Source organism: Caballeronia sp. LjRoot29 (genome assembly GCF_964252755.1).
In the GTDB taxonomy this organism is placed as follows: Bacteria; Pseudomonadota; Gammaproteobacteria; order Burkholderiales; family Burkholderiaceae; genus Caballeronia.
Window position 1 is genome coordinate 17,640 of the sequence record NZ_CAXUPU020000008.1, and the last position, 25,076, is coordinate 42,715.

A 25,076-nucleotide genomic window follows, 5' to 3' on the forward strand; every position below is an offset into this window, starting at 1 on the left:
CGCGCAGACATTTACGGTTCCGAGCGACCCTGCCGAAGCTGCTTCGCTCGGACCGTGGCAGCGTGGCAGTGGAACTGGTCATCATCATTCCGCTCATGGTGTTGCTGATGGTGGGATTCAGTGAAATCTACATGTACATGCGGGCAGTGAGCGCGTTGGAACACACGGCTTTCACCCTCGCCGATTCTCTCGGGCAAACAACCCAGATCATCAACACCACCGCCACCACCGACTCAAATGATCTCGGTTCGATCTGGAACGCCGCAGCGCTACTAAGCGCCCCGAACAGCTTGAACCAGGGCGGCGGCGTCATCATTACTTCGGTATGCGAAACCACGTCATCGTGCACGTCGCCGTTGAATCATTCGAACACCATGGCAGTCGGCGTCCCGGAAATATGGTGGCAAGCGAGCGCGCCATGGAACGGCAGCGGTATGACAACGAGGGTGACTCCCGGCGCTATCCTTCCTTCAGCGTGGCCGTTCCGCAACGGGGACTCGGCCATTATTGTGGAGGTCTTTTATACGTTTAATCCGTTCGCGATGACAGCCGGGTTGTGGCCGGGCGCTCCGGGGACGCAAACTCTTTACGAGCGCATCTACGTGCGTCCGCGCACGCCTCAACCGCTCACATTGGTGGCCGGATGATGTTGACTCGTTCCGCGAAGAAACATTGCGATGACAGCCCGGCCCGTCCGCGTAAGTCGAATCCGCGGCAGGCTGCGGCCTTGGTGCGTGGGGACGATGGCGCAGTCGCGGTGGTGTTTGCAATATGCGGCAGCATGATGATCGCGGCCATGTGCATCGCACTCGATGCGATCGACGGCGGCATGACGCACTCACGCATGCAGTCGGCGCTCGATGTGGCGACACTTTCGGCGGGCGTTGATCTCTTGCATTTCAGCACGACCACGGGTACCAACCTCGCACTATGGCAGCAGGACGCACGCGCCTACTACAACGCGAACATGCCGACCGGCTATATGGCCCTGACCATGCCCGACAGCGGCTTTGTGGCCACGGTGACCGGATCGCCGGCGGCAGGCGAAACCATTCAACTGTCGGCGACGGGCAGCTTGAAACTGATCGCGCCGGTAGTCTTGCCAAGGACGTCGGGCAACGGGTCGGGGTCCGGTTCCACGGCATTGCCGACCACTGCGCCCCTGGCTGCCAACAATACCGCGCTGTACCTCCCGAAGAGCACGCTCGAACTCGTGATGGTCCTGGATAACACGGGGTCCATGAACGATCCCGCCGCCGGGTCAGGGAACGGGCCGAGCAAGATGGCGGGTCTCCAGGCGGCAACCACGAGTCTCGTGCAGGATTTGTATGCGCAAGCGGTGTCCACCTATTACGTTGGTCTCGTGCCCTTCGCGAGCACGGTGAATGTCAGCGGCGCGTTGCCCGCAGCGGGCAGCTGGATGAATCCGTCATTCGCCTACAACACGACGAATGTCGGAATGACCGCAAAAAATAAAGTTGCCGGTTGGGGCGGCTGCGCGGTCGAGCCACGGGATGCGAACGGCTTTTTGTATCCGAATGTCTACTCCCCTTCGGACACGCTCAAGTTCACGCCGTATTACTACAACGTACCGTCTGCGGGCCTGCAAATTCGTTCGTACGGCAATCAGTTTTGCGGCAAATCAACAACGTCCACGGTACTCGGTGTCCCTGTCACACTGGATAGAGACGGTGAGCCCAACTACTGCAGCGGTTATTTGTCGAATGTAACGGGCACCGGCCTCGGGATTTACTATGACCAGGTGTCCAACAGCGGTTATGGGACGACAACCCTGACACAGAACACGGACTGCATTGCGCAGCCCGTTACGTTCCTCACCAATAACCAGTCAACGCTCACCAACGCAATCAACAACATGACCGCGGGTGGTTCAACCATCATCCCGGAGGGCTTGTTGTGGGGATGGCGCATGCTGTCGTCGGCGTGGTCCAACGACGTTTCCCATGGCAACGGCTGGATTTCAACCGATACGAGTTTTCCAAAACCGGAGACCACAGTTGGACTGCAACGCGTCATGATTGTTTTGACGGATGGCGAGAACCAGATCGGCGCGGCTGGAACCATTCCCAACGACCTGTATTTCAATGGTCTGTCAGGCGTCGGCTCCCGCAGCCTCGCTGCGCCAACCGTCGTGCGCACGGACGGCACTTCTCTCAGCAATGGCCTGACCGACTCGTCGGAACTTCACGGAAACAATCCGGCCGATCCCTCGAGCGGCAATAACGCAGGCTGGCCCGATGACGTCAACACCTTCCAGTCGGCAATTTGCACGGCAATCAAGCAGAGCGGTGTGACCGTGTACGCAATCACCTTCGGCAGCGGTGCCTCTAACTCGGTTGCGCAACAGGCGATGCAAAACTGCGCTAGTCCCGGAAATTATTATCACGCGCCGGACAACGCGACACTCAACACCATTTTTCAGCAGATCGCGGGCAATTTAGGGGTGCTACGGCTCACGCAATAGTCGCCACGGTAATGTTCACTTGGCGCTACCGGGATTCCGCCGAGCAATCCACTGCTGACGCGCGCCCGAGCTGAGCCGAAAACAAGACTGAGTTCGGGCGGCGGATAAGATTTTCAGTCGCCGTAGAAATTCTGCGCGCCGGCAAAATTCTCGAATTTCGTGTACTGGCCTTGGAACGTGAGGCGAATAGGACCGATAGGACCATTCCGCTGCTTGCCGATAATGATCTCGGCCGTGCCTTTATCCGGGCTGTCCGGGTTGTAGACTTCGTCGCGATAAATGAACAGAATCACGTCCGCATCCTGCTCGATAGCGCCAGATTCGCGCAAGTCGGACATGATCGGGCGCTTGTTCGGACGCTGCTCTAACCCACGATTCAACTGCGAAAGCGCCATGACCGGAACATCGAGTTCCTTGGCGAGGCTTTTCAGTGAACGCGAGATTTCCGAAATTTCGGTCGCCCGGTTTTCGCCAGCAGAACCGGAGCCGGACATGAGCTGCAAATAATCGACGATGATCAACCCCAGCTTGCCGCATTGCCGCGCCAGGCGACGCGAACGCGAGCGCAGTTCCATGGGGTTCAGACCACCCGTTTCATCGATAAAAATCTGCGCCTCGCTCATTTTCTGCACTGCGTGCGTGAGCTTCGGCCAATCTTCGTCCGTGAGACGACCGGTACGCATCCGGTGCTGATCCAAGCGGCCGACCGAGCCCAACATACGCATGGTGAGCTGCGTGCCCGGCATTTCCATGGAGAACACTGCAACCGGAAGACCATATTCCACAGCCACGTATTCTCCGATATTCATCGAAAACGCGGTTTTACCCATCGACGGCCGGCCCGCCACGATAATCAGCTCGCCGCCGTGCATACCGGACGTCATGCGGTCCAGATCGACGAAACCCGTCGGCGTGCCGGTCACATCGCTGGGATTCGCGGTGTGATAAAGCGTGTCGATACGCTCAACCACCTGCGTCAGCAGCGGCCCGATCTCGAGAAAACCCTGCGTGCCGCGCGCGCCGCTTTCCGCGATCGAGAACACCTTCGCTTCGGCCTCGTCCAGCAACTGGCGCACTTCCTTGCCTTGCGGATTAAAAGCGTCGGCGGAAATTTCATCGGCGACGGAAACCAGCCGGCGCAAGACCGCCCGATCGCGCACGATTTCCGCATATCGGCGAATATTCGCGGCGCTCGGCGTGTTCTGCGCGAGCGCGTTCAGGTACGCGAGCCCGCCCACTTCCTCGGCCTTGCCGGTATTCGTCAGCGCCTCGTAGACGGTGATCACGTCGGCCGGGCGCGTGGTCGCGATCAGCTTGCCGATCGCCTCATAAATGATCCGATGGTCGTAACGGTAGAAATCGCCGTGCGACATCACGTCCGCAATACGGTCCCATGCGGCGTTATCGAGCAGCAAGCCGCCAATGACGGACTGCTCGGCTTCGATGGAATGCGGCGGGACCTTCAGCGCATCCAGTTGGGGATCTTTCGACGGTGCGTTCATGGGGAGGAATTATCGGCGAAATGACGGAGCGAAGGGAGACGGAAAACAAAAAAGGCGGGAACCGCACGCGGTTCCCGCCTTTCTTTTACTGCGGCACTACGGTTGCATCGACAACCAGGCTAAGCCCCGCGGCCGATGCAGACGAAATGCACTTAAGCGTGTTCGCTCAGCACCGACACCGTCACGTCGACAACTACGTCGGTGTGCAGTGCGATCTGGATGGCGTGATCGCCAACCAGCTTCAGCGGGCCGTCGGCCAGACGCACTTGCGACTTTTCGACTTCGGCCAGGCCTTGCTTCTTCAGCGCTTCGGCGATGTCCGCGTTCGTTACCGAACCGAACAAACGACCGTCGACGCCAGCCTTTTGCGAGATCTGAACGGTCGCGCCGCTCAGCTTTTCGCCTTGAGCCGTAGCCGCTGCCAGCTTTTCAGCGGCAACTTTTTCCAGGTCAGCACGGCGTACTTCGAATTCAGCGATTGCGTCCTTCGTTGCACGGCGGGCCTTCTTACCCGGGATCAGGAAGTTACGTGCGTAACCGTCCTTGACACGAACGATGTCGCCCAGGTTGCCCAGGTTGACGACTTTTTCCAAAAGAATGATTTGCATTTGGCTTTTTCCTTATTGCGTCGTCTGATTAGGCCTTGTGCAGGTCGGTGTACGGCAGCAGCGCGAGAAAACGAGCGCGCTTGATAGCCGTATCGAGCTGACGTTGGTAGTGAGCCTTCGTTCCTGTCAGACGAGCCGGCGTGATCTTGCCGTTCTCACCAACGAAGTCCTTCAGCGTTTCCGTGTCCTTGTAGTCGATCGACTCGACATTGGCCGCGGTGAAACGGCAGAACTTCTTGCGCTTGAAGAGCGGGTTTTGTTGCTGACGACGTTTGTCGAATTTCTTACCAGTCGGGCGGGGCATGTTCAGTCCTTTCCAATATCCTGCAATTCTGTGATGTGAAACACCAGGGTTCGCGCGTTGCGGCTTTTCTTCGCCATGAAGCCCGTGAAGAGCGTTTCTACGCCCATTGCAAGGCCTTCCAGCTTACCGCTCGCTGCTCCGGCGGCCACCGCCGGGAGAGTCAGTTCGATTTGCCGGGCAATGCCCGCTTCGACGACTTCCGTACGGTGATGCAACGTGCAACTCGCTATGGGGACGCCGGCGGGGGTGTACCGCACCGGTTCTCGCTCCATAACGCTTGCTGTCAGTTGCAGCCGGTTCACTTGATTCCTGGTGACGCGACGACTTCAAAAGTCGCCTACTTGATTAGTTTGCCTGCGAGCTTGCGGCCGGAGCTGCATGCGCTTCAGTCGACGGCTGGCTGGCCGCCTTCTTGGCTTCTTCGCGGTGAACTTCCTTCATCATCGGCGACGGGCCGGTTTCGGCCTTCTTCAGCTTGACGATGAGGTGACGCAGCACAGCGTCGTTAAACTTGAACGCGTGTTCCAGTTCTTCGAGCGTTTCCTGGCTGCATTCAATGTTCATGCATACGTAGTGAGCCTTCGCAAGCTTCTCGATCATGTAAGCCAGCTGACGGCGGCCCCAGTCTTCGATGCGATGGATCGAACCACCGTGTGTGGTGATCGTGGTTTTGTACCGTTCGATCATGGCGGGCACTTGCTCGCTCTGATCCGGATGCACGATAAATACGATTTCGTAATGACGCATTGTTACTCCTTGAGGATATAAAGCCACCCGGGCGTCGGACCGGTGCGGCAAGAGAGAAGCCAGCGATTATAGCGAGATACGGCCGGCCACACAACTGATTTACGCATTTCGCGTATTACTTCCGCTGTGTTTTCAATGGCTTAGCGGTTTTGCGTGGCAGCTAGGCCCTGAAAGTCATCTTTCGCGGTTCCAGTAATCCGGCTGCGCGTAGATTTTCTTCAAATAATCAATGAAGTAGCGTACTTTCGCCGGCACGTAGCGCTGCTGCGGATACACCGCGAGGATGTCGTAATCGGGCAGCGCGAACTCGTCCAGGACGGTTTCCAGCTCGCCGTTTGCCAGTTGCCGCTGGATTTCCCAGGTCGAGCGCCAGCCGAGTCCATGGCCTTCGGAAACCCATCGGTGGAGCAATTCGCCGTCGTTGCAATCCAGGTTGCCCGAGACACGCACCGTCGCGAGCTTGCCGTTGCGACGGAAATACCAGCCGCGGTTCTGCCCGCCCTGCAAATTGAACGCGAGGCAATTGTGGCGCGGCAGGTCATCGAGCGATTTCGGCTTGCCGTGCTTCTTGAAATACGCCGGCGTGCCGCAGACCACCCGGCGGTTATCGGCGAGTTTCACGGCAACGAAGTTCTGGTCGACCGCCCCGCCTATTCGGATCGACAGGTCGTATCCCTCGCGGATCAGGTCAGCGACCCGGTCGTTCAGGTTGAACGACATCTGCAGCGCAGGTTTATCGATGAGAAAAGCCGGCGCGTGCGGCGCTACGTGCATTCGTCCAAAAGCCGCCGGCGCCGAAACGATCAGGTGGCCATCGACCGTGCGCTGGCCATCGGCAAGTTCGTCTTCCGCCTGGTTCCAGTCAGCGAGCAAACCACGGCAGCGCTCCAGGAACGCCGCGCCCTCCTCACTTACCACTAGACGGCGCGTGGAACGGTACATCAGCTTGACGCCCAGACGCTTCTCCAGCGCATCAATACGCCGCCCCAAAATAACTGGAGACACGCCCTCCTCCAGCGCCGCCGCGGCCAGACTGCCGGCCTCGGCGACCTTTACGAACGTCTCAATCTGCCTGAAGCGGTCCATTGTCATGTCTCCATTCCGTACTTTTTGTATCGGATAAAACAACTTTGGCTGATCTTATCAACACTCCGGCAACCGCATAAAGTCACTTCAACGACATTGCGCAACGGCGCAATGCAGCAGAACACAATGGAAGGAGACACTCATGACAAAAATGCGAGCAGTCGACGCAGCCGTTCTCGTGCTGGAAAAAGAAGGCATCGAAATGGCGTTCGGCGTCCCGGGCGCGGCGATCAACCCGTTCTACTCCGCCCTGCAACGCGCGGGCAGCATCGGCCATGTGCTGGCACGCCACGTGGAAGGCGCGTCGCATATGGCCGAGGGTTACACGCGCGCGGCGCCGGGGAATATCGGCGTGTGTATTGGCACGTCGGGACCGGCCGGAACGGACATGATCACCGGGCTGTATTCCGCCCAAGCTGACTCCATCCCTATTCTGGCAATTACGGGTCAGGCGCCGCGTGCGCGTCTTTATAAAGAAGACTTCCAGGCCGTCGATATCGAATCGATCGCCAAGCCGGTGACCAAGTGGGCCGTGACCGTGCGCGAACCGGCGCTTGTGCCGCGCGTGTTCCAGCAGGCATTCCATTTGATGCGCTCGGGTCGTCCGGGTCCGGTGCTGGTCGACCTGCCGATCGACGTGCAGCTTGCGGAAATCGAATTCGATATCGATACATACGAGCCCCTGCCCGTCTACAAGCCGAAAGCGTCGCGCGGTCAAATCGAGAAAGCGCTGGCGATGCTGACGGCGTCGGAGCGGCCGTTGATCGTTTCCGGCGGCGGCGTGTTGAATGCAGCGGCTGAAGATTTGCTGGTCGAGTTCGCGGAAATCATGAACGTGCCGGTGATCCCCACGCTGATGAGCTGGGGCGCGATCCCCGACGACCATCCGCTGATGGCCGGCATGTGCGGTCTGCAAACGGCGCACCGGTACGGCAACGCTTCGATGCTCGCGTCCGACTTCGTGCTCGGCATCGGCAATCGCTGGGCGAACCGTCACACGGGCAGCGTCGAGGTGTATACGAAGGGACGTACGTTCGTGCACGTCGACATTGAGCCAACGCAGATCGGCCGCGTGTTCGGCCCGGATCTCGGCATTGTTTCCGACGCCAAATTCGCGCTCGAATTGTTTGTCGAAGTGGCGCGTGAATGGAAGGCCGCGGGCAAGCTGAAGGATCGTGGCACGTGGGTCGGCGAGTGCCAGGAACGCAAGCGCACGATGCATCGCAAGACGCACTTCGACAACGTGCCGATGAAACCGCAACGCGTCTACGAAGAGATGAACAAGGTCTTCGGCCGCGATACCTGCTACGTCTCGACGATCGGTCTGTCGCAAATCGCCGGCGCTCAGTTCCTGCATGTGTACAAGGCGCGTAACTGGATCAATTGCGGTCAGGCCGGCCCGCTCGGCTGGACCATTCCGGCCGCGCTCGGTGTTCGTGCAGCGGACCCGCAACGGCCGATCGTCGCTTTGTCCGGCGACTATGACTTCCAGTTCATGATCGAAGAACTCGCCGTTGGCGCGCAATTCCGGCTGCCGTACATCCACGTGGTCGTGAACAACTCGTACCTCGGCCTGATCCGTCAGGCGCAACGCGGTTTCGATATGGACTACTGCGTCCAGCTCGCCTTCGAGAACATCAACGCACCTGATCTGAACGGTTATGGCGTCGATCACGTCGCAGTGGCCGAAGGCCTGGGATGCAAGGCAGTGCGCGTGTTCAATCCGGAAGACCTCGTTCCCGCCCTCCGCAAGGCGCAGGGAATGCTCGCGGAATTCGGCGTGCCGATCATCGTGGAAGTGATCCTCGAGCGCGTGACGAACATCGCGATGGGCACGGAGATCGATGCAATCAACGAATTCGAACCACTCGCCGAAAGCGAGCAGGACGCACCGACGGCCATTGCGTATAGCGCCTGAGAGAGAACCGAGATCATGCCGAAATTTGCTGCAAACCTGACCATGCTGTTTAACGAGTTGCCGTTTCTCGATCGCTTCGCGGCGGCCGCCGATGCGGGCTTCGAAGCGGTTGAATTCTTGTTCCCGTATCCGTACTCGGCGGCCGACCTGCGTCAACGGCTCGACGCCAATAATCTCCAGCTCGTGCTGCATAACCTGCCGGCTGGGAATTGGGAAGGCGGCGAGCGAGGCATCGCATGTCTGCCCGATCGCAAAGAGGAATTTCGTGAAGGCGTAACGCGGGCCATCGAGTACGCGAAAGCGTTGAACGTGCCTCAGCTCAATTGTCTCGTTGGCATTCCGCCGGCTTCGGTAAGCCGCGAGGAAGCGCGGGCGACCATCGTCGAAAACTTGAAGTTTGCGGCCGCCGCGTTGAAGAAAGAAGGCATCAAGCTGCTGGTCGAGCCGTGCAATCACTTCGATATCCCCGGCTTCGCGCTCAACCGGTCGCAGGAAGGACTGGACGTGATTCACGACGTGGGCTCGGACAACCTGTTCCTGCAATACGACATCTATCACATGCAGCGTATGGAAGGCGAACTGGCTGCGACGATCAAGCGCAACCTGCCATCGATTGCGCATATTCAACTGGCCGATAACCCCGGCCGCAATGAGCCCGGCACGGGCGAGATCAACTATCCGTTCCTGTTCTCGCTGCTGGATTCGCTCGGCTACGACGGCTGGGTCGGTTGCGAGTACAAACCGCGCAGCACGACTGTAGCCGGCCTTGTCTGGCTGCAGGAAATCGCTGGATGGAAGACTGCGCGAGCAGTGGCATAACTGGAGGAGACACACGTAATGGCAACAATCGGATTTATCGGCCTTGGCATCATGGGCGCGCACATGGCGCGCAATTTGAAGAAAGCCGGCCATGCGCTGGTGTTGAACGGCGCGTACCCCGTGCCGGACGATCTGCGTTCACTGGGCAAAGTAGTCGACAGTTCGACGGGCGTGGCGCGGGCCAGCGAAATCGTCATCATCATGGTGCCCGATACACCCGACGTCGCTAACGTTTTATTCGCGGACGACGGCGTTGCGAAAGGACTGGAGAAAGGTCAGCTCGTGATCGACATGAGCTCCATCTCGCCGCTCGAAACGCAAGCGTTCGCGAAGAAAATCAACGCGCTGGGTTGCGACTATCTAGATGCGCCGGTGTCGGGCGGTGAAGTGGGTGCGCGTGAAGCTTCGTTGACGATCATGGTCGGCGGCCCGGAAGCGGCGTTCGAACGCGCAAAGCCGCTCTTCGATCTCATGGGCAAGAACATCACGCTCATCGGCGATAACGGTGCGGGACAAACGTGCAAGGTCGCGAACCAGATTATCGTCGCGCTTAATATTGAAGCGGTGGCTGAAGCGTTGCTGTTCGCGTCTAAATCCGGCGCAGACCCTGAACGTGTCAGGCGTGCTTTGATGGGCGGTTTTGCGGCATCGCGGATCCTGGAAGTTCACGGCGAACGCATGACAAAACGCACGTTCAATCCGGGCTTCAGAATCGAATTGCATCAGAAGGATTTGAACCTCGCGCTGGAAAGTGCGAAGAAACTCGGTCTTGCTTTGCCGCATACGGCGAGCGCACAGCAATTGTTCAGCGTGTGCGTGGCAAATGGTGGACGCGAGTGGGATCACTCTGGAATGGTGAAGGCGCTGGAACTGATGTCGAATCATCAGGTTACCGAATGAACTGCTTGAAAACCGGCTGACGCGTGCGTATTTCTATACGTATAGCCGGTTGCAGAAAGTGCAATAAAGCGGGGTCCGTCAAGCGGCACCCGGTGATGCCGTGGAAGCCTTGGTCGGTCAGACGTCATTGCCGGGTGTTCGCCTTGCCGGATCTTTTTTTGTCGACGTGCTCAAACACGTTTTGCAAAATGTCCGTCCACACAGTATTACAACTCCATCGGTGAAACCGAGAACTATCGGTTAGTTCTCGCGACTAAAGGGCTCGGCTTTATCGTGCCGATTCACGCGGTCATTACAGGAGTTGCAACATGGGCATTTTCAGTTTCATCAAGGACGCCGGCGAGAAGTTGTTCGGCGCTGTATCAACTTCGGCAACTGCGGCCCCCGCAGGAGCAGCACCGGCACCGGATGTCGCCGCGCTCAATAAGACGGCTGGCGACGCAATCGCCACCTACATCCGCGCTCAAGGCTTGAACGCCGACAACCTGCAAGTCAGCTTCAACGGCGCATCACATACGGTCACGGTCAGCGGCCAGGCCGCCGATCAGGCAACCAAGGAAAAGATCCTCGTGGCAGCAGGTAACGTGCAGCACGTGGACAAGGTCGACGATCAACTAACCGTACTGAATCCCACGCCCGTTTCGCAATTCCATACGGTGGTTTCCGGCGACAATCTCTGGAAGATCGCCGACAAGTACTACGGCAACGGCGCGAAGAACGACGTAATCTTCGAAGCCAACAAACCGATGCTCAAGAGCCCGGACAAGATTTATCCGGGACAGGTCCTGCGGATTCCCGCGCTGGCTTGATCAGTATCAAGCACGGTTGAATGCTTCAATAAAAACGCGACCCGAGGGTCGCGTTTTTTCATGTGCGAGGTTCGCAAGGCTCAGCTACGTACGGCAGGATCGACCGACGGACAGGTTTCCCAATACACTGAGCGGCCAGCCGCGCGCCGGGCCGAGCGGCTTCTCGCGTCCAACGATCAATATTCCCAGGAGGCCACATGAACGGTCCTGATCCAAATACCAAACATCCCATGGAAGGGTTCCCACAGGTCTGTTTCATCAAGAACACGGTGCGCAACCCGAACATTGTGATTGGTGACTACACCTATTATGACGACCCCGAAGACTCTGAGAATTTCGAACGGAATGTCCTTTATCACTTCCCGTTCATCGGCGACAAACTCGTGATCGGAAAATTCTGTGCGATTGCCAAAGGTGTTCAGTTCATCATGAACGGGGCGAATCACAAGCTCTCGGGGGTATCCACTTATCCGTTTCAGATATTCGGCAACGGCTGGGAGAAGGTCATGCCCGCAGTGACCGAGCTGCCCTACAAGGGCGACACCGTTATCGGCAACGACGTATGGATCGGCTACGACGCGCTCATCATGCCGGGCGTCAAGATTGGCAACGGCGCGATCGTGTCGTCGCGGTCGGTCATCGCCAACGATGTTCCCGCCTTTACTATCGTGGGAGGCAACCCTGCTAAACCGCTCAAGGAACGGTTCGCGCCTGATGTCGCGGCAAAACTCCAAGCGCTCGCCTGGTGGGATTGGCCCATAGAATCGATCACGCGGCAGCTCGAACATATTGTGTCGGGTGATGTCGAGCGTTTGAGCGACTGCGCAAAGGAAGGCTGACTCTGTTCTGTTCGCATCACGCATACGGTAGCGAGCGCATCAGTATCCTGCGTGTTCTGATTGATTGACAATCGACGCGTGGCTCCGTGCAAACGAGCTGCGCTGGCTCTTTTGGGCTGCGTGGACGCGTTCTATGATCTTCCTAACCACCCACACGCCAAGAAGATCACGCCCATGACATCGACAAGCCCTATTGAAATCCGACCCGTGACTGCGGCTGACTTCGATGCCTGGTTGACGCTATGGCGCGGATATCAGGCGTTCTACAAGACCGATATCCCCATGGACACGACCCAGTGCACATGGGTTCGCATGCTCGATCCAGCAGAGCCGGTATTCGCCGCAGTAGCGGTAATGGATGGCCGCGTAGTCGGGATAGTGCACTGGATCATGCATCGGTCGTGCTGGACTGCGGGCGATTATTGTTATCTGCAGGACCTGTACGTGGAGCCGGATATTCGCGGAGCCGGAATCGGACGCAAGCTCATCGAGCATGTCTATGCCAAGGCCGCAGAAGCTGAATGTTCGCGTGTCTGGTGGCTGACGCATGAAACCAATACCGACGCGATGCAGTTATATGACCGCATCGCAGATCGGTCCGGGTTCGTGCAGTATCGGAAATTGCTGGGCTGAGCTTCTGCGATACGCCGCGCTCAGTACGTATCGAATGCGCGTTGCAAGTCTGCCGGTGCGGTGCCCGCGGCCAATGCCAACATCAGCAGCACGCGCGCCTTGTACGGGTTTAAACCGCCTGCGGTGATCGAGCCGAGTGCATCGTCAGGCGCCGCGCCATTGCGCATCACGTGACCCGCGCCTACCCGCGACGAACGAATCACTGCAACGCCTTGTTTGATGGCATCGGCCGCGGCTTGTTGCAGGGTCGAATGAATCGAACCGTTGCCTGTCCCTGCGATTACAAGCCCTTGGACACCCGAGGCAACAAATGCATCGACAGCCACTCGCGACGCCCCCGCATAACTCGTCACGATCTCGACCGCGGGCAGATCAGCCGACATCTGGAACGGACTACGCACCGTATGCGGCCTTACTACCAAACGCTGGAATTCCACCTGCCCGTCCTGCACCCAGCCGAGCGCACCGCCTTCGGGTGAACGGAAGGCATCGACGGCATACGTGCTCGTCTTGGTCACATCGCGGGCGCAATGAATCTGGTTGTTGAACGCGACCAGCACGCCCTGCTTCCACGATGCCCGGTTCGCCGCCACCGTCACGGCGTTGAGAAGATTCAGGGGGCCATCAGCGGATAAAGCCGTTGCCGGCCGCATGGCCGCCGTCAGCACAACCGGCTTCTCGCTCTTAACGGTGAGATGCAGCAGGTAGGCGGTTTCCTCGAGCGTATCGGTGCCGTGCGTGATGACAATGCCGTCAACATCGTCCTGCGCCAGCAACGCATTCACTCGCGCGACGAGCGTGGCCCATAGCGCCGGGGTCATGTCCTTACTGTCGATACTCGCGACTTGCTCGGCATGAATCCGCGCGACTTGCGAGAGCGAAGGCACGGCGCCGAGCAGTTTGTCGACGCCGACTACGCCGGCCTTGTAACCCGAGGTTTTCGCGGCATCGCCGGCCTCGCCCGCGATGGTTCCGCCGGTAGCCAGCACCACGATCCGCGGCAATGAAGTGTGTGAGGAGTTCATAGCCGTAATTGTAGCGGAGCGGCGGCTGGCTGATTCTTGTACGCTGCAATCCTTCTAACAGCTAGACAGCTTCCCGCAATTGCGCCGCGATCTGCGCTTCATCGAGTTGCGGCGCGAACATCTCGATCAGCCTGTACGCGTACGCCCGCAGAAAAGCACCCTTCCTCAGACCCACGCGCGTGGTACTGGCTTCGAACAGATGCTGCGTGTCGAGCGCGACGAGTTCGGTATCGCGCTTTTCGTCGAAGGCCATCGCCGCCACAATGCCGATGCCGAGGCCCAGTTCCACATAGGTCTTGATCACATCGGCATCGATTGCGGTCAGCACCACGTCCGGCAGCGCACCTGCTTTCGCAAACGCCTGGTCGACATGCGAGCGGCCGGTGAAATCGTGGTCATAGGTGACGATCGGATATTCAGCGATCTCGTCGAGCGTGATGTTCTCGCGGCCGACCAGCGGATGTCCCTTCGGCACGACCACCGTGTGATGCCACGTGTAGCACGGGAACGTGACGATATCAGGATACCGGTCAAGCGCTTCCGTCGAGATGCCGATGTCCGCCTCGCCGTTGATGATCATCTGAGCGATCTGTTGCGGACTGCCCTGACGCAACGCGAGATGAACCTTCGGGAATACTTCGGTGAACTGTCGGATCACTTTGGGCAGCGCGTAACGCGCCTGCGTGTGCGTGGTCGCGACCACCAGATGGCCGTTGTCCTGATCGGCGAACTGGCGCGCGACACGACGCAGGTTCTCGGCATCGAGCAGCATGCGTTCAATCACCTGATGCACTTCCTTTCCTGGCTCGGTCAGGCCGGTGAGACGCTTGCCGCGTCGAATAAAGATATCGACGCCAAGTTCGTCTTCAAGATCCTTGATCTGCTTCGATACACCCGACTGCGATGTATAAAGCACGTTCGCGACCTCGGTCAGATTCATGTTCTGCCGTACGGCTTCGCGTACAAAACGCAATTGCTGGAAGTTCATGTCAGCCTCTCTTTTTTAGTAAGCTCAATGCGCCGGAAATACGCGCAGAACACGCGGCACGGCGGTCACACCATCGCCGATATTCAAATTCAATCCACGCCAGGTTTCACGATCCAGTTCCGCTTCCAGCACGTTGCCTTCGGCGCCTTCCAGATCCACGCGCACTGAGCCGCCAAGCGTCACGACGCGCCGGACATCGACCACGATGCCATCGCGATGACCCGAAGCCGTCGGGAACAGCGTCAGGTCGTGCGGCCGTACATAAGCGAACGCGGGACCCGCGAAATTCGCTTCGGTCCTGATCGGCTGCGCGGCGCCTTGCGCCACAAAACCGTTCGCATCCACGCTGCCCTTGAGCCGGTTTGCCGCACCCAGGAATTCATAGACGAACGATGTCTGCGGATGATCATAGACGTCTTGCGGACTGCCGACCTGCTCCACATGCCCACGATTCAGCACAACGATCCGGTCCGCGACTTCAAGCGCCTCTTCCTGGTCGTGCGTGACGAAAATAGTCGAGATATGCAGGTCGTCATGCAGACGCCGCAGCCAGCTACGCAACTCTTTGCGGACCTTGGCATCGAGCGCGCCGAACGGCTCGTCGAGCAGCAGCACCTTTGGTTCGACTGCCAGCGCCCGAGCCAGCGCAATTCGCTGCCGCTGCCCACCCGAAAGCTCCGATGGAAACCGCTGCGCCAGCCAGTCAAGCTGCACGAGCTTCAGCAATTCATGCACTTTCTCGCGGATCACGGCTTCGGTCGGCCGCTCCCTGCGCGGCTTCACGCGCAGGCCGAATGCCACGTTCTCGAACACGGTCATGTGCCGGAACAGCGCGTAGTGCTGGAACACGAAACCGACCTGCCGTTCCCGCGCGCCCACGGCCGCTACGTCCTCGCCGTTCAGCACGACCGAACCGGCGTCCGCGTATTCAAGCCCCGCGATCACGCGCAGCAGCGTGGTCTTGCCACAGCCCGACGGCCCGAGCAACGCGACCAGCTCGCCCGATGGAAAATCGAGCGAGACGTTATCCAGCGCGACGAAATCGCCGAAGCGTTTCTGCAAATTCCGAACGATGATGCTCATGATGATTTTCGCCTTCTAGTTCTGGAGTGACGCAACCGGCACATCAGCGGGCCGCGCCTGCACTGCTTCAATCGATTGCGACATGCGGCGCTCGGCGAGCAGCTTCAGGCCGAGTGTGACGAGCGCGAGCAGCGCAAGCAGCGACGCCACGGCAAACGCCGCCGAGAAGTTGTATTCGTTGTAGAGAATCTCGACGTGCAGCGGCATGGTGTCGGTTTGTCCGCGAATATGGCCCGATACCACCGATACCGCGCCGAACTCACCCATCGCCCGTGCATTGCAGAGAATCACGCCGTATAACAAGCCCCATTTCACGTTCGGCAGCGTCACGCGGCGGAATATCTGCCAGCCCGACGCGCCAAGCACATGCGCGGCTTCTTCCTCGTCGTTGCCTTGCGCCTGCATCAGCGGGATCAGCTCGCGCGCAACAAACGGGAACGTGACGAAGATAGTGGCGAGCACAATGCCGGGCACGGCGAAAATGATCTGCACGTTGTGATCGATGAGCCATGGGCCGAACCAGCCCTGCGCGCCGAACATCAGTACGTAGATCAGGCCCGAGACGACCGGCGACACCGAAAACGGCAAATCGATCAGCGTCGTGAGGAAGGCTTTGCCGCGGAATTCGAACTTGGCGATAGACCATGACGCCGTCAACCCGAACACCACGTTCAGCGGCACTGCAATGGCGGCGACGATGAGCGTGAGCTTGATCGCGGACCACGCGTCGGGGTCTTTCAGCGAATTGAAGTAATAGTCCACACCCTTCGCGAAGGCCTGCGCAAACACGGCAACGAGCGGCACGACGAGAAACAGCGCCAGGAAAATCAGCGCGATAGCGGTCAGGACCCAGCGCACGGCGCGCGGTTCAGTTACCGGATCAAGCTTGTGTTCCGTCACGCGGGGCGCGGCTGCGTCCACTGCTTTCTGGTTGACGGTGCTCATGCTTTCGCCCCGTCGATATGCAATGCACCAGCCGAAGCGGGCGCCGGTCCTGCGCCGCTGCGGCTCGTACGCCGTTGCAGGAACCATTGCAGCGTGTTGATCAGCAGCAGCATCAGGAACGATACGCACAACATCACGACGGCAATCGCAGTCGCGCCTGCGTAGTCGTATTGTTCGAGCTTCGTGATGATCAGCAGCGACGTGATTTCGGACTTCATCGGCACATTGCCCGCGATGAAAATCACCGACCCGTATTCGCCCAGTGCACGCGCGAACGCGAGCGCGAAGCCTGTCAGGATGGCTGGAAACAGCGACGGCAGCACCACGCGGCGAAACGTCAGCCAGCGCGTCGCGCCAAGGCACGCGGCCGCTTCTTCCTGCTCGCGCTCGAAATCTTCCAACACCGGTTGCACGGTACGCACGACGAACGGCAAGCCGATAAACGTCAGCGCCACGAGCACGCCGAATGGCGTGAACGCCACCTTGATTCCGAGCGGCGCGAGAAACTGGCCGATCCAGCCATTCGGCGCATACACGGCCGCGAGCGCGATACCGGCCACGGAAGTCGGCAACGCAAACGGCAGATCGACGACGGCATCGACCACGCGTTTGAACGGGAACGTGTAGCGCACGAGCACCCACGCCACGAGAAAGCCGAACACGGCGTTGATTAGCGCGCCGCCGAGAGCCGCCGAAAACGTCAGCCGATACGACGCCAGCACGCGCGGCGACGTAACGGCGCGCACGAACGTCGCCCAGTCGAGCGTAGCGGTCTTGGCGAAGGTCGCGGCGAGCGGAATCAGCACTACGAGGCTCAGATACGCCACCGTGATGCCGAGCGTCAGGCCGAAGCCCGGCAGCGCGCTGGGCTTGCGGAAAGTGAAGGTCGTCATGCGTGAATCATCCAGTTCCGCCGCGCCGCGGGGACGGCGCTTCGGGGTCGAGCTTCGGGTTGATTACAGGCCGTCTATGCGGCCGTGGTGTTGTTTCAAACTTCTTTACGACTACAGCATCGCGAGCGCATGAGCGCCGGCGATGCTGCCTTTCAAACCATTACGCTTACTGCGGTTGATAGATGGAATCGAACACGCCGCCATCGGCGAAATGCGTCTTTTGCGCGTTGGTCCAGCCACCGAAGGAATCATCGATCGTGTAGAGCTTGATCTTCGGGAACTGCTTCGTCAGCGCAGCAGGAACGGCAGTGGAACGCGGCCGATAAAAGTTGCGCGCCGCGATCTCCTGACCTTCCTCGCTATACAAATACTTCAGGTACGCCTCGGCCAGCTTGCGCGTGCCGTGACGATCCACGACCTTGTCGACTACGGCGACCGGCGGTTCAGCCAGGATGCTCACCGACGGCACCACGATCTCGAACTTGTCCGAGCCAAATTCCTTCAGCGACAAGAACGCCTCGTTTTCCCACGCGATCAGCACGTCGCCCTGCCCGCGCTGCACGAAACTGGTGGTCGCACCCCGCGCGCCCGAATCCAGCACGCCGGCATTCTTATAAAGCTTGGTCACGAATTCCTTGGCGGTCGTCGCGTTGCCACCCGGCAGATGCTCTGCGTACGCCCATGCCGCGAGATAGTTCCAGCGCGCGCCACCGGATGTCTTCGGATTCGGCGTCACGATAGACACGCCCGGCTTGAGCAAGTCCGGCCAGTCCTTGATCTGCTTCGGGTTGCCCTTGCGCACGAGAAACACGATTGTCGATGTGTACGGCGACGCGTTGTCCGGCAAGCGCTTCTGCCAGTCTTGCGCCACGAGCCCCTTGCCCGCGAGCGCATCGATGTCATAGGCCAGCGCCAGAGTCACTACATCGGCCTGCAAACCGTCGAGAACCGAGCGCGCCTGACCGCCTGAGCCGCCGTGCGACTGCTTGAACGTGACGGTTTCTCCGGTTTCAGCCTTCCATTTCTTGCCGAAAGCCTGATTGAAGTCCTGGTACAGCTCACGCGTCGGGTCATACGACACGTTAAGGAACGACGTGTCGGCGTGCGCCAGCGAGATCGTTCCCACGATCATCCCGGTCGCCGACGCTGCCCCGATCACCGTCGTGGCAACCAGCTTCCTTGCCCGTGCGCCCCACCCCGAATTCCGACTCAGCATTGCCCCGCTCCCCGTCTTATGTGTTTGAGCAGCCGAGTCTATCGATGGGCTTTCATTATTAAAAATAATTGTTATTCATTCTTTTAGATCAAAAAGTGCTAATGAAGACTGGAAGCGGCGTTGCGGCCATCAAAGAGCCGCTGGAGCACCGTGTTTGGGGCCTCTGTGTGGTTCTGACGACGTCGAACTTAAAGTAAAGCTTGAAAAGCGTCGAATACTGTATAAAACTACAGGCATCTGTTCATCCATACAGTGGACGACCGGCCATAAAGGGGCAAATGCACGTGACCAAAATGAGCAAACTGACTGCGCGGCAGCAAGAGGTTTTCGAACTGATCCAGCGCGCTATCGAACGTACGGGGTTTCCGCCCACGCGCGCCGAGATCGCGGCTGAACTCGGTTTTAGCTCGGCTAACTCCGCCGAAGAGCATCTTCGGGCGCTGGCGCGTAAAGGGGTGATCGAGCTGGCTGCGGGTTCATCGCGCGGCATTCGTTTGCTGACTAATGGCAGTCTTGACGACGGCCCTCACCAGTTCACGTTGCCGCACGCCAGCATCATGCAGTTGTCGTTGCCGCTGGTCGGGCGCGTGGCGGCCGGTAGCCCGATCCTTGCGCAGGAACATATCTCCCAGCATTACGCCTGTGACCCGGCACTGTTCTCCAGCAAGCCGGACTATCTGTTGAAGGTACGCGGTCTTTCCATGCGCGACGCAGGCATCTTCGACGGTGATCTGCTCGCCGTACAGAAGAAAAACGAGGCGAAGGACGGGCAGATCGTCGTGGCACGGCTCGGCGACGACGTCACGGTGAAACGCTGGAAACGTCGCCCAGATGGCGTTGAACTGATCGCTGAAAATCCTGATTACGAGAATATCTTCGTTGCATCAGGCAGCGACGACTTTGCGCTGGAAGGTATTGCGGTCGGGTTGATCCGCTCCGGCGAGCTTTGATTTCTGATTGTTGATTTCTGATTTGCAGGGCGGCGGTGGATGTTCTCCCCAGCCGCGCTGCGCTTGAATTCCAGCCCCATAAAGCGTGACGGACATCGCATTCGCGAGGAACCGGCGCGCGCCCTATTCTCATCGGTTGTCATCGGTTATCGGAGAAACATCATGGAACGATTCGCCCGGTTGTTTTCTGCTTCTTTTTTATCCGCATCGTTTGCGCCGGCAGCACGCGCACCGCTTTCGTTTCGCCAATTCCGGGAATTTGGCCGTTTGCGGCATCTGCGCTCGCTGATTTCCTGCAAGACACAAAAACCTGCTGACACGCCTGATCTCTTCAGCGAATTGCCAGTCTTGCCCTCGCGGCAACCGGCGTTCGCCCGGGTATCGTTGAGTACATCGGTGCATACGCAGTCCGAGCAACGTGCACCCGTGCGGGTTTATCGCGGTGAGTCGCGGGTCATCATGGTGGGCAATATCGAAGCGGTATCGCGCATGATCGACCGCTGCATCGACGAGGAACGCGCAGGCGTTGAAGATGGATTGTTCGCCTGATATTTAAGGCGCGGTGAATTCGCGGGGATAGTTCTGGCGCCGGTGCGGTCCATTCAAGGGTTGAGTCGTCCAAGGTCTCTCGTTAGGCCTTTCGTTTGGCCACAACTCTTGCATTTCGAGCCGCGTCTACCTCATCAGCCAAAAGGTCCCCACGCGTATGCCTTTGTCCCGTACCAGCAAGTCCGTTGTTATTGCGTTGTTGGCTGTTATTGTTGTGGCGGTTCTCGGTGTGATTTATGCGTCGCCCTATATTGCCCTCGATCGGCTAAAACGTGCCGCCGACGCCCGTGACGCTCAGACCGTGAATCAGTACGTCGACTTTCCGTTGCTACGTGAAAGCCTGAAGGACCAGGTCGGGCAGTTGCTGACCCGAAGAATCGATATACAGAAAAGCGGCAATCCGTTAGCGATAATCGGCGCCATGATTGGCGCGGCGCTAGTCGGCCCGCTGGTCGATTCGTATGCAACGCCCGACGGCGTGGCGGCTATTCTCAATGGCATACCGCCAAGAGGTGATCCTGGCGAGAAACCGCCGGTTCCGGCGGAGGCCAATGGCGCTGTGGTTGCGTCTCCGGAAGCCGCGCAAGCGCCGCCGCTCGCGCCCGCTCAACCGGCGCCTGCCGCCGCTGCGCCATCCGCACCGAAACCGCCGCCTCAAACCACGGCGGGGTATCGAAGTTTTAATACTTTCGCGGTGAATTACCAGCATGGCACCGGCGAAGCACGCTATTCAGCCATTCTTCGGCGATACGGGTTGTTCTCTTGGAAACTGGTCGCCGTGGAACTGAACGACAGTTAGGCGAGCCAGCAGGTTCACCGCAGCAACCGAACGCTATCCGGTTGCTGCGAGCGGCCAGCGGGACCCGCTTAGCCATCTACTTATCAGGCACTCACCTCGGCCTTCACGGGCTTCGCCGCGTGCGCAGCGTCCTCCTGTTCGGCGGATGTACCCGTCGGCGACACCGCCACTAAAATGCTGCAAGACACCCGATCCATCAGCGGCGTGTTGCCCGAGCCCATCCACCAGCGCGCAAGGCCCGTGCGGCACCGATGCCCCACCACGACCAAATCCACCTGCAAGCTCTGAGCGAGCCCGGCAATTTCATCGATAGGATGCCCAAACGCAAAGTGGCCCTGCGCCGGCACGCCCCGCTCGGTCAGCCATTCCACGCCTTCGCGCAGGATGTCCCGGGCGGCGTCCTCAAAACGGCCGCACGCCATATCGGTGAGAAGGCCGGCGCTTTGGGCGATGCTGGAACGCATGTCGACAACGGCAAGCACGTGCGTTTCGGCTTTCAGGTCGAGCGCCAGATTCGCGCCGTCACGTAACGCCTTACGCCCTTCGCGGGAGCCGTCGTAACACAGCAGGATTTTTCGGTAGCTCGCCATGGTGGTTCTCCGCGCTGCAACGAGGGCAGCAAAGGGCATCGAAAAGACGGTCGTCAAGTGTTGCAAGTTCTGCCCCGTGGACCGGGCGGGCGACAAAAGCCCGGGCCGCGTTGCCTTCATCATGGTGCGTCGTTGAAACGGTGGCAACGATGGAAAACGCTAATGCGGTCCAGTCGTCCGCGAAACGCCAAGCGGACAGCGTGCCAGGTCCGCGAATCCCTTGCTGGGTGGGCTTCCCGGCAATTAATTGGAGCGTCGCGAAAGGGCTCTGCAGCCGAAAAACAACCTCCGTGCGCCCTTGCTGTGCAGGTCAGACAGCGGGACGCGCCTCGTTGGTGCAATCGATTAAACTAGTTAGCTTGTCTTCGGACCTAAATCAGACCCAACACCTGAGTTTGCGCATGTCAGATGCAGCAGTGTTTCCTAAAGACTTTCCCAGCGACACCACCCGGCCGCCGGCAAAGCCGGCCGGCCCGGCGATCGAGTTTGTCGACGTCGAAAAGCATTACGGTGACAAGACCGTCGTCAATGGCCTGTCTTTTCACGTCCAGCCTGGCGAGTGTTTCGGCCTGCTGGGTCCTAACGGCGCGGGCAAGACGACCACGCTCAAGATGCTGCTCGGCCTGACCGCGCCGGATGCGGGCACGATCCATCTAGTCGATGAACCCATCCCCTCGCGTGCTCGTTACGCCCGTCGCCGTGTGGGCGTCGTGCCGCAATTCGATAACCTCGATCCGGACTTCACCGTTCGCGAAAACCTGCTCGTGTTCGGCCGCTATTTCGGCATGAGTGGCAACGAAATTGAAGCCGTGGTGCCTTCGCTGCTCGAATTTGCTCGGCTGGAAAGCAAGGCGAACGCGCGGGTCGGCGAGTTATCGGGCGGAATGAAGCGGCGGCTGACGCTGGCGCGCGCACTGGTCAACGATCCCGACGTGCTGATCATGGACGAACCCACCACTGGACTCGATCCCCAAGCGCGGCATCTGATCTGGGAGCGGCTGCGCTCGCTGCTCGCACGCGGCAAGACGATCCTTCTCACCACGCATTTCATGGAGGAAGCCGAACGGCTTTGCGACCGGCTGTGCGTGATCGAGGAAGGCCGCAAAGTGGCCGAAGGCAAACCCGATGATCTGATCCAGCGGGTTATAGGCTGCGATGTGATCGAGATATACGGTCCCGATCCGCAAGCGCTTCGCGACGAACTCCTGCCGTTCGTCAGCCGCATGGAGATCAGCGGTGAAACGCTGTTTTGTTATGTCGATGACCCCGCGCCCGTGCATCAACGCGTCAAAGGACGGCCTGGCGTGCGTTATCTACACCGGCCGGCGAATCTTGAAGATGTGTTTTTGCGCCTGACCGGGCGCGAGATGGTGGACTGATCGATGTCGAGCGAACCGAATGTGAACACTGCCGAATCCACTGCGTCTCCCACTGCGCGCGCCCCCCGCGCGGCCGGGACGTCGCAACGCAAGCCTCATCGTGAGCCGTTCCTGAGCGCAATGCCTGCGAACGCATCGAACTGGATGTCGGTCTGGCGGCGAAATTATCTCGTCTGGAAAAAACTGGCGATCGCGTCGATGTTCGGCAACCTCGCCGACCCGATGATCTATCTGTTCGGCCTGGGTCTCGGACTCGGCCTGATGGTCGGCCATGTGGACGGCGTCTCGTACATCGCGTTTCTCGCGGCGGGTACGGTGGCGTCGAGCGTGATGATGTCGGCGAGTTTCGAGGCCATGTACTCCGGCTTCTCACGCATGCATGTGCAGCGAACGTGGGAAGCAATCATGCATACGCCGCTCACGCTGGGCGACATCGTGCTCGCCGAAATTGTGTGGGCAGCAAGTAAATCGGTGCTGTCCGGCGTTGCGATCATGCTGGTGGCCGGTGTGCTCGGCTATGCAAGTTTCCCGACCATGCTGTATGCGTTGCCCGTGATCGTGCTGACTGGTTTGGCATTCTCCAGCACGGCGATGATCGTGACCGCCGTGGCGCCGAGCTACGACTTCTTCATGTTCTACCAGACACTCGCGCTCACGCCCATGTTGCTGCTCTCCGGCGTGTTTTTCCCACTTGCGCAATTGCCGGCGGTCGCGCAAAACGTCTCACTGTTGCTGCCGTTGTCGCACGCGGTCGCACTGATTCGTCCCGCGATGCTCGACCGGCCGGCAGAGCACGTCGTGCTGCATCTGGCTGTGCTCGCGGCATACGCCATCGTGCCGTTTTTTATCTGCGCGGTGCTGTTTCGTAGACGGATGATGCGTTGAACGAATCGATTGAAATCACGAACCGCGCTTAGCTACTTCAAATAAGAAAAATCCCGTTCCAACGTAAGTTGAAACGGGATTTTTACATGCTTCTATCCGCTTGCCGCTGCAGACAACTCAGCAGAAAACTCAACTTACTTCAATCCCGGGCTGAACTCCTTGTGCCCGCCAAACCCGAAGCGCATTGCTGACAACATCCGGTCGGCGAACGAATTATCCTCGCGCGACCGGAACCGCGCATACAGCGCAGCCGATAACACCTGCGCCGGCACCGCCTCTTCGAGCGCCGCCTCAATCGTCCAGCGCCCTTCGCCGCTATCGGCCACTTCGGCGGAGTATTTATCCAGCGTACTGTTGCCGGCCAACGCACCCGCGGTCAGGTCGAGCAGCCACGACGACACCACGCTGCCCCGGCGCCATACCTCAGCAACGTCTGCTATATCCAGATCGTAGCGCTGCGCCTCGGGCAACTCCGTCGATGACTTGTGCTTGAGGATGTCGAACCCTTCCGCGTACGCCTGCATCAACCCGTACTCGATCCCGTTATGCACCATCTTCACGAAGTGACCCGCTCCGACCGGCCCCACGTGCATATAGCCATTTTCGACGCGCGCATCGCGACCCTCGCGATTCGGCGTGGCGGGAATATCGCCGCGTCCGGGGGCAAGTACCGACAGAATCGGATCGTGCCGCTGCACGACGTCCTTGTCGCCGCCGATCATCATGCAATAGCCGCGCTCCAGTCCCCACACGCCGCCCGACGTACCGACATCGACGAAATTTATGCCTTTCTCCTTCAGCTTCGCCGCGTGGGTGATGTCGTCCTTGTAAAAGCTGTTGCCGCCATCGATAACCGTGTCGCCCGCTTCCAGGATCTCGTAGAGATCGTTCAGCGTGTCTTCAGTGATCTTGCCCGCCGGCAACATCAGCCAGACCGAGCGCGGCGCGGCAAGCTTCTTCACGAGATCGCCCAGGTCGCTCGCGCCGGTCGCGCCGTCGGCTACGACTGCCTGCGTCGCTTCGGGCGCATGGTCGTACACCACGCATGTCTGCTCGCCGCGCATCAACCGGCGTGCGATGTTCGCGCCCATACGCCCTAATCCTACGATACCAATCTGCATGAT

General features: G+C 59.4%; 27 protein-coding genes. 13 read left to right on the plus strand and 14 right to left on the minus strand.

Annotation, left to right across the window (positions count from 1 at the left end; genetic code table 11):
• Positions 1 to 62 precede the first annotated feature (62 nt).
• A complete protein-coding gene (locus ACSQ83_RS11640; RefSeq protein WP_414948475.1) occupies positions 63 to 647 on the plus strand; it encodes a TadE/TadG family type IV pilus assembly protein in 585 nt (194 codons plus the stop codon).
• Positions 644 to 2,485: a VWA domain-containing protein gene (locus ACSQ83_RS11645; RefSeq protein ID WP_436228232.1), complete on the plus strand. Its 1,842-nt coding sequence runs from the start codon at positions 644 to 646 to the stop codon at positions 2,483 to 2,485. Before ACSQ83_RS11640 ends, ACSQ83_RS11645 begins: the two co-directional genes overlap by 4 nt.
• 113 nt (positions 2,486 to 2,598) lie before the next feature.
• Here the strand turns inward: ACSQ83_RS11645 and ACSQ83_RS11650 are convergent, their stop codons facing one another.
• From ACSQ83_RS11650 to ACSQ83_RS11675, 6 genes are all read right to left on the minus strand, one after another.
• Positions 2,599 to 3,987: a replicative DNA helicase gene (locus ACSQ83_RS11650; protein ID WP_031359785.1), complete on the minus strand. Its 1,389-nt coding sequence runs from the start codon at positions 3,985 to 3,987 to the stop codon at positions 2,599 to 2,601.
• 152 nt (positions 3,988 to 4,139) lie between these two features.
• Positions 4,140 to 4,595 (minus strand): 50S ribosomal protein L9, encoded by a 456-nt coding sequence (rplI, locus tag ACSQ83_RS11655; protein ID WP_436228233.1) that lies wholly within the window; start codon positions 4,593 to 4,595, stop codon positions 4,140 to 4,142.
• A gap of 28 nt (positions 4,596 to 4,623) precedes the next feature.
• Complete coding sequence (gene rpsR, locus ACSQ83_RS11660; protein ID WP_158935384.1) at positions 4,624 to 4,899, minus strand: 30S ribosomal protein S18; 276 nt, start codon at positions 4,897 to 4,899, stop codon at positions 4,624 to 4,626.
• Positions 4,900 to 4,901: 2 nt separating this feature from the next.
• Positions 4,902 to 5,201, minus strand: coding sequence for a primosomal replication protein N (gene priB / locus ACSQ83_RS11665; RefSeq protein ID WP_414948472.1), 300 nt, complete (start codon positions 5,199 to 5,201; stop codon positions 4,902 to 4,904).
• A gap of 43 nt (positions 5,202 to 5,244) precedes the next feature.
• Complete coding sequence (gene rpsF, locus ACSQ83_RS11670) at positions 5,245 to 5,646, minus strand: 30S ribosomal protein S6 (RefSeq protein WP_031359789.1); 402 nt, start codon at positions 5,644 to 5,646, stop codon at positions 5,245 to 5,247.
• 174 nt (positions 5,647 to 5,820) lie between these two features.
• Positions 5,821 to 6,732 carry a LysR family transcriptional regulator gene (locus ACSQ83_RS11675; protein ID WP_299716095.1) on the minus strand — a complete coding sequence of 304 codons (912 nt, stop codon included), beginning with the start codon at positions 6,730 to 6,732 and terminating at the stop codon, positions 5,821 to 5,823.
• A 142-nt stretch (positions 6,733 to 6,874) separates the two neighbouring features.
• On the opposite strand from ACSQ83_RS11675, the gene gcl reads away from it, so the two are divergent.
• The 6 genes from gcl to ACSQ83_RS11705 all read left to right on the plus strand — a co-directional run bounded on the left by gcl (position 6,875) and on the right by ACSQ83_RS11705 (position 12,650).
• On the plus strand, positions 6,875 to 8,650 hold the full coding sequence (gene gcl / locus ACSQ83_RS11680) for a glyoxylate carboligase (protein ID WP_436228234.1): 1,776 nt from the start codon (positions 6,875 to 6,877) through the stop codon (positions 8,648 to 8,650).
• 15 nt (positions 8,651 to 8,665) lie between these two features.
• Positions 8,666 to 9,469 carry a hydroxypyruvate isomerase gene (hyi, locus tag ACSQ83_RS11685; RefSeq protein WP_436228235.1) on the plus strand — a complete coding sequence of 268 codons (804 nt, stop codon included), beginning with the start codon at positions 8,666 to 8,668 and terminating at the stop codon, positions 9,467 to 9,469.
• 18 nt (positions 9,470 to 9,487) lie between these two features.
• Positions 9,488 to 10,369: a 2-hydroxy-3-oxopropionate reductase gene (gene glxR, locus ACSQ83_RS11690; protein WP_436228236.1), complete on the plus strand. Its 882-nt coding sequence runs from the start codon at positions 9,488 to 9,490 to the stop codon at positions 10,367 to 10,369.
• Between the two features lie 308 nt (positions 10,370 to 10,677).
• Positions 10,678 to 11,178: a peptidoglycan-binding protein LysM gene (gene lysM, locus ACSQ83_RS11695; protein WP_414948467.1), complete on the plus strand. Its 501-nt coding sequence runs from the start codon at positions 10,678 to 10,680 to the stop codon at positions 11,176 to 11,178.
• 197 nt (positions 11,179 to 11,375) lie between these two features.
• On the plus strand, positions 11,376 to 12,017 hold the full coding sequence (locus ACSQ83_RS11700) for a Vat family streptogramin A O-acetyltransferase (protein ID WP_436228237.1): 642 nt from the start codon (positions 11,376 to 11,378) through the stop codon (positions 12,015 to 12,017).
• A 174-nt stretch (positions 12,018 to 12,191) separates the two neighbouring features.
• The gene (locus tag ACSQ83_RS11705) at positions 12,192 to 12,650 is read left to right on the plus strand and encodes a GNAT family N-acetyltransferase (protein ID WP_414948465.1); all 459 of its coding nucleotides are present in this window, start codon (positions 12,192 to 12,194) and stop codon (positions 12,648 to 12,650) included.
• A 20-nt stretch (positions 12,651 to 12,670) separates the two neighbouring features.
• Here ACSQ83_RS11705 and ACSQ83_RS11710 read toward each other — a convergent pair whose 3' ends face one another.
• From ACSQ83_RS11710 to ACSQ83_RS11735, 6 genes are all read right to left on the minus strand, one after another.
• The gene (locus tag ACSQ83_RS11710; protein WP_436228238.1) at positions 12,671 to 13,675 is read right to left on the minus strand and encodes an asparaginase; all 1,005 of its coding nucleotides are present in this window, start codon (positions 13,673 to 13,675) and stop codon (positions 12,671 to 12,673) included.
• A 61-nt stretch (positions 13,676 to 13,736) separates the two neighbouring features.
• On the minus strand, positions 13,737 to 14,663 hold the full coding sequence (locus tag ACSQ83_RS11715) for a CysB family HTH-type transcriptional regulator (RefSeq protein WP_414948463.1): 927 nt from the start codon (positions 14,661 to 14,663) through the stop codon (positions 13,737 to 13,739).
• A 24-nt stretch (positions 14,664 to 14,687) separates the two neighbouring features.
• Positions 14,688 to 15,746 (minus strand): sulfate/molybdate ABC transporter ATP-binding protein, encoded by a 1,059-nt coding sequence (locus ACSQ83_RS11720; RefSeq protein ID WP_436228239.1) that lies wholly within the window; start codon positions 15,744 to 15,746, stop codon positions 14,688 to 14,690.
• A 15-nt stretch (positions 15,747 to 15,761) separates the two neighbouring features.
• On the minus strand, positions 15,762 to 16,691 hold the full coding sequence (gene cysW, locus ACSQ83_RS11725) for a sulfate ABC transporter permease subunit CysW (RefSeq protein ID WP_414948461.1): 930 nt from the start codon (positions 16,689 to 16,691) through the stop codon (positions 15,762 to 15,764).
• Positions 16,688 to 17,584, minus strand: a complete 897-nt coding sequence (gene cysT / locus ACSQ83_RS11730) for a sulfate ABC transporter permease subunit CysT (RefSeq protein ID WP_414948460.1) — start codon at positions 17,582 to 17,584, stop codon at positions 16,688 to 16,690. The genes cysW and cysT overlap by 4 nt, the downstream gene beginning before the upstream one ends.
• A 166-nt stretch (positions 17,585 to 17,750) precedes the next feature.
• A complete protein-coding gene (locus tag ACSQ83_RS11735; protein ID WP_436228240.1) occupies positions 17,751 to 18,800 on the minus strand; it encodes a sulfate ABC transporter substrate-binding protein in 1,050 nt (349 codons plus the stop codon).
• Between the two features lie 293 nt (positions 18,801 to 19,093).
• Here ACSQ83_RS11735 and lexA point away from each other — a divergent pair, with 293 nt between their 5' ends.
• The 3 genes from lexA (at position 19,094) to ACSQ83_RS11750 (ending at position 21,098) form a co-directional block, all read left to right on the plus strand.
• Complete coding sequence (lexA, locus tag ACSQ83_RS11740; RefSeq protein WP_414948458.1) at positions 19,094 to 19,750, plus strand: transcriptional repressor LexA; 657 nt, start codon at positions 19,094 to 19,096, stop codon at positions 19,748 to 19,750.
• A 162-nt stretch (positions 19,751 to 19,912) separates the two neighbouring features.
• The gene (locus ACSQ83_RS11745; RefSeq protein ID WP_414967043.1) at positions 19,913 to 20,299 is read left to right on the plus strand and encodes a hypothetical protein; all 387 of its coding nucleotides are present in this window, start codon (positions 19,913 to 19,915) and stop codon (positions 20,297 to 20,299) included.
• Positions 20,300 to 20,456: 157 nt separating this feature from the next.
• The gene (locus ACSQ83_RS11750; RefSeq protein WP_436228241.1) at positions 20,457 to 21,098 is read left to right on the plus strand and encodes a DUF2939 domain-containing protein; all 642 of its coding nucleotides are present in this window, start codon (positions 20,457 to 20,459) and stop codon (positions 21,096 to 21,098) included.
• A gap of 83 nt (positions 21,099 to 21,181) precedes the next feature.
• Here the strand turns inward: ACSQ83_RS11750 and ACSQ83_RS11755 are convergent, their stop codons facing one another.
• Positions 21,182 to 21,688: a universal stress protein gene (locus tag ACSQ83_RS11755; RefSeq protein WP_414948455.1), complete on the minus strand. Its 507-nt coding sequence runs from the start codon at positions 21,686 to 21,688 to the stop codon at positions 21,182 to 21,184.
• A 401-nt stretch (positions 21,689 to 22,089) separates the two neighbouring features.
• Between ACSQ83_RS11755 and nodI the strand changes: the two genes are divergently transcribed.
• Together nodI and ACSQ83_RS11765 are read left to right on the plus strand one after the other, a co-directional pair.
• A complete protein-coding gene (nodI, locus tag ACSQ83_RS11760) occupies positions 22,090 to 23,067 on the plus strand; it encodes a nodulation factor ABC transporter ATP-binding protein NodI (protein WP_414967042.1) in 978 nt (325 codons plus the stop codon).
• 3 nt (positions 23,068 to 23,070) lie between these two features.
• A complete protein-coding gene (locus ACSQ83_RS11765) occupies positions 23,071 to 23,952 on the plus strand; it encodes an ABC transporter permease (RefSeq protein ID WP_436228242.1) in 882 nt (293 codons plus the stop codon).
• A gap of 134 nt (positions 23,953 to 24,086) precedes the next feature.
• Here ACSQ83_RS11765 and gnd read toward each other — a convergent pair whose 3' ends face one another.
• Positions 24,087 to 25,073, minus strand: coding sequence for a phosphogluconate dehydrogenase (NAD(+)-dependent, decarboxylating) (gnd, locus tag ACSQ83_RS11770; protein WP_414948452.1), 987 nt, complete (start codon positions 25,071 to 25,073; stop codon positions 24,087 to 24,089).
• Positions 25,074 to 25,076: the final 3 nt, after the last annotated feature.

Excerpts from the sequence above, each read along its gene's own strand:
- ACSQ83_RS11715 (WP_414948463.1), bottom strand. The coding sequence starts at position 14,663 with ATGAACTTCCAGCAATTGCGTTTTGTACGCGAAGCCGTACGGCAGAAC.
- cysT (WP_414948460.1), bottom strand. The coding sequence starts at position 17,584 with ATGACGACCTTCACTTTCCGCAAGCCCAGCGCGCTGCCGGGCTTCGGC.
- gnd (WP_414948452.1), bottom strand. The coding sequence starts at position 25,073 with ATGCAGATTGGTATCGTAGGATTAGGGCGTATGGGCGCGAACATCGCA.
- nodI (WP_414967042.1), top strand. The coding sequence starts at position 22,090 with ATGTCAGATGCAGCAGTGTTTCCTAAAGACTTTCCCAGCGACACCACC.
- ACSQ83_RS11675 (WP_299716095.1), bottom strand. The coding sequence starts at position 6,732 with ATGGACCGCTTCAGGCAGATTGAGACGTTCGTAAAGGTCGCCGAGGCC.
- ACSQ83_RS11700 (WP_436228237.1), top strand. The coding sequence starts at position 11,376 with ATGAACGGTCCTGATCCAAATACCAAACATCCCATGGAAGGGTTCCCA.
- ACSQ83_RS11750 (WP_436228241.1), top strand. The coding sequence starts at position 20,457 with ATGCCTTTGTCCCGTACCAGCAAGTCCGTTGTTATTGCGTTGTTGGCT.
- ACSQ83_RS11745 (WP_414967043.1), top strand. The coding sequence starts at position 19,913 with ATGGAACGATTCGCCCGGTTGTTTTCTGCTTCTTTTTTATCCGCATCG.
- ACSQ83_RS11755 (WP_414948455.1), bottom strand. The coding sequence starts at position 21,688 with ATGGCGAGCTACCGAAAAATCCTGCTGTGTTACGACGGCTCCCGCGAA.
- rpsF (WP_031359789.1), bottom strand. The coding sequence starts at position 5,646 with ATGCGTCATTACGAAATCGTATTTATCGTGCATCCGGATCAGAGCGAG.
- gcl (WP_436228234.1), top strand. The coding sequence starts at position 6,875 with ATGACAAAAATGCGAGCAGTCGACGCAGCCGTTCTCGTGCTGGAAAAA.
- lexA (WP_414948458.1), top strand. The coding sequence starts at position 19,094 with ATGAGCAAACTGACTGCGCGGCAGCAAGAGGTTTTCGAACTGATCCAG.
- rplI (WP_436228233.1), bottom strand. The coding sequence starts at position 4,595 with ATGCAAATCATTCTTTTGGAAAAAGTCGTCAACCTGGGCAACCTGGGC.
- glxR (WP_436228236.1), top strand. The coding sequence starts at position 9,488 with ATGGCAACAATCGGATTTATCGGCCTTGGCATCATGGGCGCGCACATG.
- ACSQ83_RS11735 (WP_436228240.1), bottom strand. The coding sequence starts at position 18,800 with ATGCTGAGTCGGAATTCGGGGTGGGGCGCACGGGCAAGGAAGCTGGTT.
- rpsR (WP_158935384.1), bottom strand. The coding sequence starts at position 4,899 with ATGCCCCGCCCGACTGGTAAGAAATTCGACAAACGTCGTCAGCAACAA.
- ACSQ83_RS11645 (WP_436228232.1), top strand. The coding sequence starts at position 644 with ATGATGTTGACTCGTTCCGCGAAGAAACATTGCGATGACAGCCCGGCC.
- ACSQ83_RS11705 (WP_414948465.1), top strand. The coding sequence starts at position 12,192 with ATGACATCGACAAGCCCTATTGAAATCCGACCCGTGACTGCGGCTGAC.
- ACSQ83_RS11765 (WP_436228242.1), top strand. The coding sequence starts at position 23,071 with ATGTCGAGCGAACCGAATGTGAACACTGCCGAATCCACTGCGTCTCCC.
- cysW (WP_414948461.1), bottom strand. The coding sequence starts at position 16,691 with ATGAGCACCGTCAACCAGAAAGCAGTGGACGCAGCCGCGCCCCGCGTG.
- lysM (WP_414948467.1), top strand. The coding sequence starts at position 10,678 with ATGGGCATTTTCAGTTTCATCAAGGACGCCGGCGAGAAGTTGTTCGGC.
- ACSQ83_RS11650 (WP_031359785.1), bottom strand. The coding sequence starts at position 3,987 with ATGAACGCACCGTCGAAAGATCCCCAACTGGATGCGCTGAAGGTCCCG.
- hyi (WP_436228235.1), top strand. The coding sequence starts at position 8,666 with ATGCCGAAATTTGCTGCAAACCTGACCATGCTGTTTAACGAGTTGCCG.
- ACSQ83_RS11720 (WP_436228239.1), bottom strand. The coding sequence starts at position 15,746 with ATGAGCATCATCGTTCGGAATTTGCAGAAACGCTTCGGCGATTTCGTC.
- ACSQ83_RS11710 (WP_436228238.1), bottom strand. The coding sequence starts at position 13,675 with ATGAACTCCTCACACACTTCATTGCCGCGGATCGTGGTGCTGGCTACC.